The organism is Luteimonas campi, from assembly GCF_051162505.1.
GTDB lineage: Bacteria > Pseudomonadota > Gammaproteobacteria > Xanthomonadales > Xanthomonadaceae > Luteimonas.
Window position 1 is genome coordinate 1 of sequence record NZ_JBNWEM010000001.1, and the last position, 8,657, is coordinate 8,657.

Consider the following 8,657-nt stretch of genomic DNA (forward strand, 5'->3'; position numbering starts at 1 on the left):
CGACGAGCTGCGGAGCGAGGCCCTGGCACTGGCTTGAGCGGCGCGCCTCAAGACAGTTGCTGAATTAAGCCGACTTGGCCGCGCTAGCGGACAAGTTCGGCTTGAATGAATTGTTAGGTGTGCGGCCCACGCGTTCAAGTAGTGTGGCAAGAGTTTGCGCAGTAGTAGCAGCCGTTGACCTTAGCCGCAGGATAGCGGCGCTTAGCCTCGGCTACGGCGCCGCTACAATCCACATGCCAACCAAGATCAATCTGACTTGAATAATTTGGCATGAAAGAGCAGCCGCTCGTGGTGTTATGAACCTCGCTGTCGCCGTTGGACTGAGTGTTCGAGTTGAGAATGAAGTTTGGCATTGCTTTGCTACTCCAGAGTCAGTGAGCGGATGTCTGCCAATGCGGCACACATAGCTTGCTTGTTCTGAATCTCAAATTTTGCGACGCTCGCGCCCGCACACCTAACTGCTATTAGACCGATGCGGTCCGTGTAGCACCGATTCTGGGTGGGACGGGTCAGGCGGGTCAATATGGAAAAACCCCGTCTACTCAACCGGTTGGCGCGGTTCGCCCCGATGGTCGCTCTGTGGCTTGCCTGCGGTATGCGGTATGGCGCCCGCCATATGGGTTATCACGGCACTGGGGCGGCGATATCGGCAGGGTAGATGGTGGCAGGTTTGCCGCCTGGCGTTGTCCGAAGTATGGCGACGTTGCCAGCCGGTCGCGACAAGTTCCGGCGCTGCGCAGGCGTCCGAGGATCTGGCCCGCCGGATAACCAGCGGGCTCGGCGGGTTGGGTGGACAGAACTAGGCGGTGCAGCGGGCTGCAGGGCTTGGGCTGGTTAACCCGCTACCTGCCGGCTCGGGTCGCCGATCTCCAGCTCGCGCAGGATCACCCCGGCCTGGGTGCGGTTGCGTGCACCGAGTTTCTCGAAGATCACCGACAGGTGGGCCTTGACCGTACGCTCCTGGATGTCGAGGCGGTCGGCGATCTGCTTGTTGAGCAGGCCTTGCGCGACGAGGGTCAGCACGCGGAACTGTTGCGGGGTGAGGCTGGCCAGGCGCGCGGCGAGTTCGGCGTCGGCGGGGGCCGACTGGGTGCGGGTGACGGCTGCGCGCAGGGCGGGGGGCAACCATTGTTCGCAGGCCAGCACGGTGCGGATGGCGTCGCGCAGCTCGTCCAGGCCGGCGCTCTTGGGAATGTAGCCGGCCGCGCCATGGTCGAGGGCACGGCGCACGATGGCGGGATCCTCGTTGGCCGAGACCAGCACCACGGCCACGGCGGGGTGCTGGGCGCGGATGGCGGCCAGGCCGGCCAGGCCGTGGTTGCCGGGCATGTGCAGGTCCAGCAGGACCAGGTCGATGTCGTCGCGCGATTCCAGCAGGGCCAGAACGCCGTCCAGCGATTCGGCTTCGCAGGTGTCCACGTCGGGCGCGGCATCCGCGGCGGCGCCGCGCAGGGCGGCGCGGAACAGGGGGTGGTCGTCGGCGATCAGCAGGGTGGGCATTGCGCGATGGTTACAGCACGAGGCTGAGATAGGTGCTGTTGGGATCCTCGACGTAGCGACCGAACGGCGCGCAAGGCGCGAACCCCGCGGCGAGATACAGCCGGCGGGCCGGTTCGAAGTACGCCATCGAGCCGGTTTCCAGGCCGGCGCGGGCATAGCCGCTGGCGCGGGCTTCGGCGAGGAGGTGGGCGAGCATGGTCCTGGCCACGCCTCGGCGCAGGTAGTCCAGATCGGTGCGCATGGCCTTGATCTCGACGTGTTGGGCATCGAGGTGCTGCAGCGCGCCGCAGCCGGCAAGGCGATCACCGTCATGGAGGGTCCAGACGCGCACTCCGGGCTGGCGCAGGCCGCTCAGGTCGAGGGCGTGGCGGCTTTCGGGCGGAGCGGTAGCGGCCATCGCGTCGGCGTGCTGGTGCATCAGCGTCGCGAACGCGGGGTCGTCGAGATTGGCGGGGCGGATGTGCATGGGGCAGGGCGCGAGGATGGGCTGCGGGTGATCGGGGCGTCCCCCCGCCGGGTCCCGGCAAGCGTTGGAATGGCTCGCGCCACAGCGATGGGGCTGACGCGTGCGCAGATCCGGCCTTCGCTATTGTGCCGTCCAGCCGCCGTCGATGGGCATGGCGGTGCCGGTGACGTTGTGGGCTTCGCGCCGGCACAGCCAGACCGCCATTGCGCCGATGTCCTCGGGCAGCGACAGGCGCTGGCTGGGCTGCTTTTCCGAGAGCAGGGCGCGTACGCCGTCGTCGCGGCTGCCGCCGTTGCGGCGGGCCTGGATCTGCGGTTCGATCAGGGGCGTTTCCACCCAGCCCGGACAGATGCAGTTGACCGTGACGCCGCCACTGTCGCGGCTGCCGGCTGCGGCGTATTCCAGCGCGGCCACCTTGCTCAGGCCGACGATCCCGAACTTGCTGGCCACATACGGCGCCTTGTCCTTCGAAGCGACCAGGCCGTGCACCGAGGCGACGTTGACCACGCGCCCGTAGCCGCGCTCGGCCATACCGGGCATGGCCAGGCGCATGGTGTGGAAGGCCGAGCTGAGGTTGATGGCGATGATGTCGTTCCACTTCTCCACCGGCATCTGCGCCAGCGGCACCGCGTGCTGGATGCCGGCGTTGTTGACCAGCACGTCGATCGGCGCCCAGGCGGCGATGGCCGACAGCATGGTCTCGATCTGGTCGGGATCGCGCAGGTCGGCGCCGAAGTGGCGCGCGTCCGGGGCGCCGGCGTCGCGCACGGACGCGACGGCCTCGGCGATCTGGGCTTCGCTGCCCAGCCCGTTGACGGCCACGCGCGCGCCGTGGGCGGCCAGGGCCCTGGCGATGGCCAGGCCGATGCCGGAAGTGCTGCCGGTGACCAGTGCGGTGCGGCCTTCGAGGAAGCGGTCGTTCATGGGATGCGCAGGATGGGGGGCTGCGATCAAGGTAGCAGGCGCGCGTACCGGCAGCGTGGTACCAAAGTACGATGAAGCGGTCCGGAGCGGCTGCTAACGTGCCGGCATGAACAATTCATCGATGATCGGGAAGATGTGCGTGCTGGCCCTTGCGGCCAGCCTGGTGGCCTGTGCGGGCGCGCCGCGCACCAGGCCAGCGGAGACAGCCGTGTTCGACGCCCAGCGCAGCAGCGAGCACCGTGGCCAGGACGACCTGCTGACCGCAGGCCTGGGCCTGGCTGGCCTGCGCGCGATGGCGCCGCCGGCATTCGCCGATCCCGCCCGCCCGACCGCGGAGGAACTGCGTCGCCGGGCGGTGTGGAGCAACTGGCGCGGCATCGCCGACCTGGCGCCGGGCGGCGGCTACGGCGAGCTCTACGGCAGCCTGGCCGCGATCCCGGGGCGCGAGTTCCACGCCTATGCGACCGTCCCGGGCGCACGGTACCCGCATCGGGTGATGCTGCAACTGCCGGATGCCTTCGATGCCGGCAAGCGCTGCGTGGTGGTCACGGCCTCGTCGGGCTCGCGCGGCATCTATGGATCCATTGCGGTGGCGGGGGCCTGGGGCCTGCCCAGGGGCTGCGCCGTGGCCTATACCGACAAGGGCGCGGGCACCGACTATTTCGACCTCGACACGCAGCGCGGTACCGCGGTCGACGGCACGCGCGCCGCACTCGGTGCGCCCGGCCTGGCCTTCGTGCCGGATGCGCCTGTCGGGGCTTCGGGCGTGGCCATCAAGCACGCCCATTCGAAGGACAACCCCGAGGCCGACTGGGGCCGCCACGTGCGGCAGGCCGCGGAGTTCGCGCTGCACACCCTGGACGAGGCCCTGCCGGAGGCGGCGCCCTTCACCTTCGACAATACGCGGATCATCGCGGTGGGCATCTCCAACGGCGGCGGCGCGGTGCTGCGCGCGGCCGAGCTGGAGGACGACTGGCTCGATGCGGTGGTCGCGGGCGAACCCAACGTGTACGTCGATGCGCCCGGGGCCCGCAGCCTCTACGACTACACCACCGAAGCCGCGCTGCTGATGCCGTGCGCGCAGCTGCACCTGCAGGGGCTGCCGCAGCCGCCGCTCACCGCCCAGGTCGCGCCGCTGTGGACGGCGCGCTGCGCCTCGCTGGCGGCCGCGGGTCTGGTGGACGGAACGGATGCGGCTGCCCAGGCCCGTTCGGCCTACGAGCGCATGCTGGCATCCGGCTGGACCGAGGGTGCGATCCGGGCGGGCGTGCTGTCGACCGGTTTCGACCTGTGGCGCGCGGTCGCGGCCACCTACGCCTCGGCCTATGGACGCTATGGCGTGGGCGAGCACCCCTGCGGCTTCGGCTTTGCCGCGCAGACGCCCGACTATCGCGCCCGTGCCGCCACCGCGGCCGAGCAGGCGGCCTGGTGGAGCGATGCCAGCGGCATCCCGCCGGGCGCCGCCGTGGGCCTGGTGGATCCTGCGCTGGCGCCACCGGACTTCGGTTTCGCGGGACTGCAGTGCCTGCGCGCGCTCAACGGCGGCGACGGCGAGGATGCGCGGCGCGTGCAGGCCGGCATCGCCGGCACCCGCGCCCAGATGCCGCGCAAGGGGCTCCCGGTCATGGTGATCCACGGCGCCGACGACGGCCTGGTGCCGATGGCTTTCAGCAGCGTGCCTTACGTGGCCGCGGCGCAGGCGGCCGGGCGCGACGTGCGCTTCTGGCAGGTGCGCCATGCGCAGCATTTCGACGGCTTCCTCGGCCTGCCGGATTACGCCGCGCGCTACGTACCGCTGCTGCCTTATGTGTATGCGGCGCTGGATCGCGTGTCGGCGCATCTGGACGGCGCCGGCGACCTGCCCACGGATGCGATCGTCGAAACGACGCCGCGCGGGGCCGGCAACGCGCTGGAGGCGAGGCACCTCGCGATTCCCTGATCCCGCAGGGTGGGGCGGGTGCAGGTCGGCCTGCCCCTCATGGGGTGCATGACGTCGCGACGGCTGCCCCGTCCGTCGCTGCCGACGATCCCCGCCCAGGCGTTCCCCTGCAAGCGGGCTGGGGGCGCAATGCTCCTCTGCCGATGCCTGCGGCGTTGATGCCAGCGAGCCTGCCACGCAGGTGACATCCGCCGGCGCGACGCGCCCAGGCCAAGCCGGGCCATCGCCGGCAAGCCAGCAACCGCAGCGGCGTCAACCGTGGCGCGTCGCGTCGCGCGGCCCGGCCGGAACATGCGTCGGCTCCGGCTGGCCGCCGCCTCGCACCGGGCGCGACGCTGTCATCCTCACGCCGCTTTTGGCACTCTGGTTTCCCGCTGTCCACGCAGGCGAGCCATGTCCAGACCCCGCCACTTCTCCATGCTGCGCGACTTCCACCTGGCCGACTGGTTCACCCTGGCCAACGCGGTCTGCGGCACCGGGGCGGTGTTCGCGGCGATGCGCTTCCTGCAGGACGGCGTGGTGCGCGACCTGATGATCGGCATGGCGCTGATCCCGCTGGCCTTCATCTTCGATGCGCTCGATGGCCGCATCGCGCGCTGGCGCACGGTCGCCTCCACGCTCGGGCGCGAACTGGACTCCCTGGCCGACGTGATCTCCTTCGGCGTCGCGCCGGCCGCGCTGGGCTACGCCTGCGGCCTGCAGGGCGGCTGGGACTGGCTGGTGCTGAGCTATTTCGTCGGCTGCGGCGTCAGCCGCCTGGCGCGCTACAACGTCACCGCCGAGACGCTCGCGGACGGCGGCGACAAGGTGAAGTATTTCGAGGGCACGCCCATCCCGACCAGCCTGGCGATCGTGATCGCGCTGGCGGTGGCCGCCTGGCAGGGGTCGATCGGCGCCGACATCTGGTTCGGCCAGTGGCAGCTCGGGCCGTGGCAGCTGCACCCGCTGGTGCTGGTGTACGCGCTGTCGGGGTCGCTCATGATCAGCAAGACCATCCGCATCCCCAAGTTCTGATCCACGCGACGCCGGACGGCCACCTGCCGTTGCTATGATCGGGCGAGACAGGAGGACGGCATGTTGAACCAGGGTTCCGGCATGGGCGCGGGCGGGCAGGCGCAGGAGTTCGAGCGGCTGGCGCGCCAGTACTGGGCGGCGTGGGGCGATGCGCTGCGCGGGCCCGCCGCGGGCGGCGGGCAGTCCGGCGCGCACGCCTGGCAGGAGGCGATCGACTGGTGGACCCGCTACGCCCACGGCAGCCGCAGCGGGATCAATGACGTGCTGGAGCGGTTCAACATCCAGGCGCGCGACTGGTACGGGCAGATGCAGCAGGTGGCCGCCCAGTTCGCAGGCCGGGACCACAGCGCGGCCGACATCACCCAGGCCTGGAAGCAGGCGCTCGGCGCGGCCGGGGCCAATCCCTTCCCCGAGATGCTGCGCTCGATGCGCGGCCAGGGACTGGCCGGGCTGGACCAGTGGGTCGGCGACGCCAGGCCGTGGCTGGATGCGGTGCGGGGCGAGGGCATGTCGTGGCTGCGCATGCCTGCCTTCGGCGTGGGCCGCGAACACCAGGAGCGCCTGCAGCAACTCGCCCAGGCCCTGGTCGAATACGACGAGAGCAACAGCGCCTACAACGCACTGATGCTCAAGGCCTCGCAGCGGGCGTTCGCCCTGTTCGAGGACAAGCTGGCGGCAAAGGCGGAATCGGGCCAGCCGATCGAGACTGCGCGTGCCCTGTTCGACCTGTGGATCGACGCGGCCGAGGAGGCCTACGCCGAGATCGCGCTGTCGGCGGAGTTCCGCCAGGCCTATGGGCAACTGGTGGATGCGCAGATGCGACTGCGCGCGGGCATGCAGCGCCAGGTCGAGCAGGTGTGCACCACCCTGGGCATGCCCACGCGCACCGAGGTCGATGCCGCGCATCGCAAGATCGTGGAACTCGAGCGGGCACTGCGGCGCCTGCGCGATGCCGTGGATGGCGGGCCGCGACCGGCCCCGGCCCCAGATGGCGGAGCGGGGCAGAAAAGGCCTGGCGCCAAGGGGCGTGTTGCGGGCGCGCCAGTGTCCCCGCGGAAGTCGACTTCGAGGACAGCGTCTTCGACCGCGACGTCCACGTCCGCCGCGGATGAGGCCGCAGACCGCCAGCCGGGCAAGGCGACCAGGGCGAGCAAGGTGGCAAAGGCGGCGAAGACAGCAAAGGCACCGGGGCCAGTGAAGGCGGCGAAGGCGGCGAAGGCAGCGAAAGCCGCCAGGCCGGCCAACGCGCGTGCGACGGGCAAGCCCGCCGGGCGTGCCGCGCGCAAGCTGGCGCCGCGCCCCAGCGTGAGCGCACGCCGCGCGCCGACCAACGGATTCACCAGCCACATCCCGATCCCCGACGCTCCCCTGCCGCCCGATGCGGCCCCGGCGTCCAGGCGAGGAGCCCGCTGACATGGAAGGACCCCTGGGGATCACGCCCGATGCGCTCGCCAACGAGGCGATGCGCTTCCAGCACAAGCTTGGCGCCGGCCTGCAGAGCCTGCGCGAGGTCGGCGACTACGACTACGGCGCTACGGCGAAGGAAGAGGTGTGGCGCGACGGCAAGGTGGTGCTGTACCGCTACGTCGGCGCCAAGGCGCCGACGGCGAAGGTGCCGCTGCTGGTCTGCTATGCGCTGGTCAATCGACCCTACATGGTCGACCTGCAGTCCGACCGCTCGCTGGTGCGGGGACTGCTCGAGCGCGGCGAGGACGTCTACATCATCGACTGGGGCTATCCCGACCGCTCCGACCGCTACCTCACGTTGGAGGACTACATCGAGCGCTTCCTCGGCGGCGCGGTCGACGTGCTGCGCCGGCGCAGCGGGCGCGATGCGGTGAACCTGCTGGGCATCTGCCAGGGCGGCACGTTTTCGCTGTGCTACGCGGCGCTCCACCCGGACAAGGTCAAGAACCTGATCACCATGGTCACCCCGGTGGACTTCCACACGCCGGACAACATGCTCTCGAACTGGACCCGCGAGATGGACGTGGACCTGTTCGTGGACACGCTGGGCAACGTGCCGGCGGACATGATGAATTTCTGCTACCTCACGCTGAAGCCGTGGCGGCTGTTCGTGCAGAAGTACGTGGGGCTGGTCGACATCCTGGACGATCCGCGCGCGCTGGAGGACTTCCTGCGCATGGAGAAGTGGATCTTCGATTCGCCCGATCAGGCGGGCGAGGCCTTCCGCCAGTTCATCAAGCAGTTCTACCAGGGCAACGGTTTCCTCGAGGGCGGCATCGACATCGGCGGACGCGAGGTGGACCTGGGCTTCGTGGACATGCCGGTGCTCAACATCTACGCCGAGCAGGATCACCTGGTGCCGCCGGATGCATCGCGTGCGCTCGAGGGCGTGGTCGGGACCGGCGACTACTCGGAGCTCTCGTTCCGGGGCGGGCATATCGGCATCTACGTTTCGGGCCGGGCGCAGAAGGAAGTGCCCACCGCGATCCACGACTGGCTGGCGAAGCGGGCGCGCTGAGCGGGGCCGGCAGTCGGACCCGACCCTCGTCGCAGGCGATAGCGGCGGCGGCAGCGGCCGTTGGTGCGGTTACGGCTTGGCGATTGCGAGCGGATTTCAGGGGGGTCGCTCATCTGCATCGCGAACTGGTGGGCCTTCGCGGGTCTGCGGTGGGCCGGTAATGCGCCGTGTGCGAGGTCTTCGATGTGCTGCATCGCGATCTGATGGCCTGCCGGGGTCAGCGGGCCTTCTCCGCGAATGTCCCCCGGCCTGTGCCGGTGGCGCACGCCTCCTCCTTGATTTCGCTGCGAAGGCCCGCTGACCCCGACAGGCTGCGCCTGACCGGATTC

The 8,657-nt window shown here is 69.9% G+C and carries 7 protein-coding genes; 4 read left to right on the forward strand and 3 right to left on the reverse strand.

Annotation, left to right across the window (positions count from 1 at the left end):
* Positions 1-834 precede the first annotated feature (834 nt).
* From ACQYVW_RS00005 to ACQYVW_RS00015, 3 genes are all read right to left on the reverse strand, one after another.
* On the reverse strand, positions 835-1,500 hold the full coding sequence (locus ACQYVW_RS00005; RefSeq protein WP_434934236.1) for a response regulator transcription factor: 666 nt from the start codon (positions 1,498-1,500) through the stop codon (positions 835-837).
* Positions 1,501-1,510: 10 nt separating this feature from the next.
* Positions 1,511-1,966 carry a GNAT family N-acetyltransferase gene (locus tag ACQYVW_RS00010; RefSeq protein WP_434934235.1) on the reverse strand — a complete coding sequence of 152 codons (456 nt, stop codon included), beginning with the start codon at positions 1,964-1,966 and terminating at the stop codon, positions 1,511-1,513.
* Between the two features lie 120 nt (positions 1,967-2,086).
* Positions 2,087-2,890 (reverse strand): 3-hydroxybutyrate dehydrogenase, encoded by an 804-nt coding sequence (locus ACQYVW_RS00015; RefSeq protein ID WP_434945622.1) that lies wholly within the window; start codon positions 2,888-2,890, stop codon positions 2,087-2,089.
* 121 nt (positions 2,891-3,011) lie between these two features.
* Between ACQYVW_RS00015 and ACQYVW_RS00020 the strand changes: the two genes are divergently transcribed.
* The 4 genes from ACQYVW_RS00020 to ACQYVW_RS00035 all read left to right on the forward strand — a co-directional run bounded on the left by ACQYVW_RS00020 (position 3,012) and on the right by ACQYVW_RS00035 (position 8,328).
* On the forward strand, positions 3,012-4,829 hold the full coding sequence (locus tag ACQYVW_RS00020) for a 3-hydroxybutyrate oligomer hydrolase family protein (RefSeq protein WP_434934233.1): 1,818 nt from the start codon (positions 3,012-3,014) through the stop codon (positions 4,827-4,829).
* A gap of 393 nt (positions 4,830-5,222) precedes the next feature.
* Positions 5,223-5,843 (forward strand): CDP-alcohol phosphatidyltransferase family protein, encoded by a 621-nt coding sequence (locus tag ACQYVW_RS00025; RefSeq protein WP_434934232.1) that lies wholly within the window; start codon positions 5,223-5,225, stop codon positions 5,841-5,843.
* Positions 5,844-5,903: 60 nt separating this feature from the next.
* Complete coding sequence (phaE, locus tag ACQYVW_RS00030) at positions 5,904-7,256, forward strand: class III poly(R)-hydroxyalkanoic acid synthase subunit PhaE (protein WP_434934230.1); 1,353 nt, start codon at positions 5,904-5,906, stop codon at positions 7,254-7,256.
* 1 nt (position 7,257) lies between these two features.
* Complete coding sequence (locus tag ACQYVW_RS00035; RefSeq protein WP_434934229.1) at positions 7,258-8,328, forward strand: class III poly(R)-hydroxyalkanoic acid synthase subunit PhaC; 1,071 nt, start codon at positions 7,258-7,260, stop codon at positions 8,326-8,328.
* Positions 8,329-8,657: the final 329 nt, after the last annotated feature.

What these genes read in the sequence shown, in the direction of transcription:
- ACQYVW_RS00010 (WP_434934235.1), bottom strand. Translation starts at nt 1,966, where the DNA reads ATGCACATCCGCCCCGCCAATCTCGACGACCCCGCGTTCGCGACGCTG.
- phaE (WP_434934230.1), top strand. Translation starts at nt 5,904, where the DNA reads ATGTTGAACCAGGGTTCCGGCATGGGCGCGGGCGGGCAGGCGCAGGAG.
- ACQYVW_RS00025 (WP_434934232.1), top strand. Translation starts at nt 5,223, where the DNA reads ATGTCCAGACCCCGCCACTTCTCCATGCTGCGCGACTTCCACCTGGCC.
- ACQYVW_RS00035 (WP_434934229.1), top strand. Translation starts at nt 7,258, where the DNA reads ATGGAAGGACCCCTGGGGATCACGCCCGATGCGCTCGCCAACGAGGCG.
- ACQYVW_RS00015 (WP_434945622.1), bottom strand. Translation starts at nt 2,890, where the DNA reads ATGAACGACCGCTTCCTCGAAGGCCGCACCGCACTGGTCACCGGCAGC.
- ACQYVW_RS00020 (WP_434934233.1), top strand. Translation starts at nt 3,012, where the DNA reads ATGATCGGGAAGATGTGCGTGCTGGCCCTTGCGGCCAGCCTGGTGGCC.
- ACQYVW_RS00005 (WP_434934236.1), bottom strand. Translation starts at nt 1,500, where the DNA reads ATGCCCACCCTGCTGATCGCCGACGACCACCCCCTGTTCCGCGCCGCC.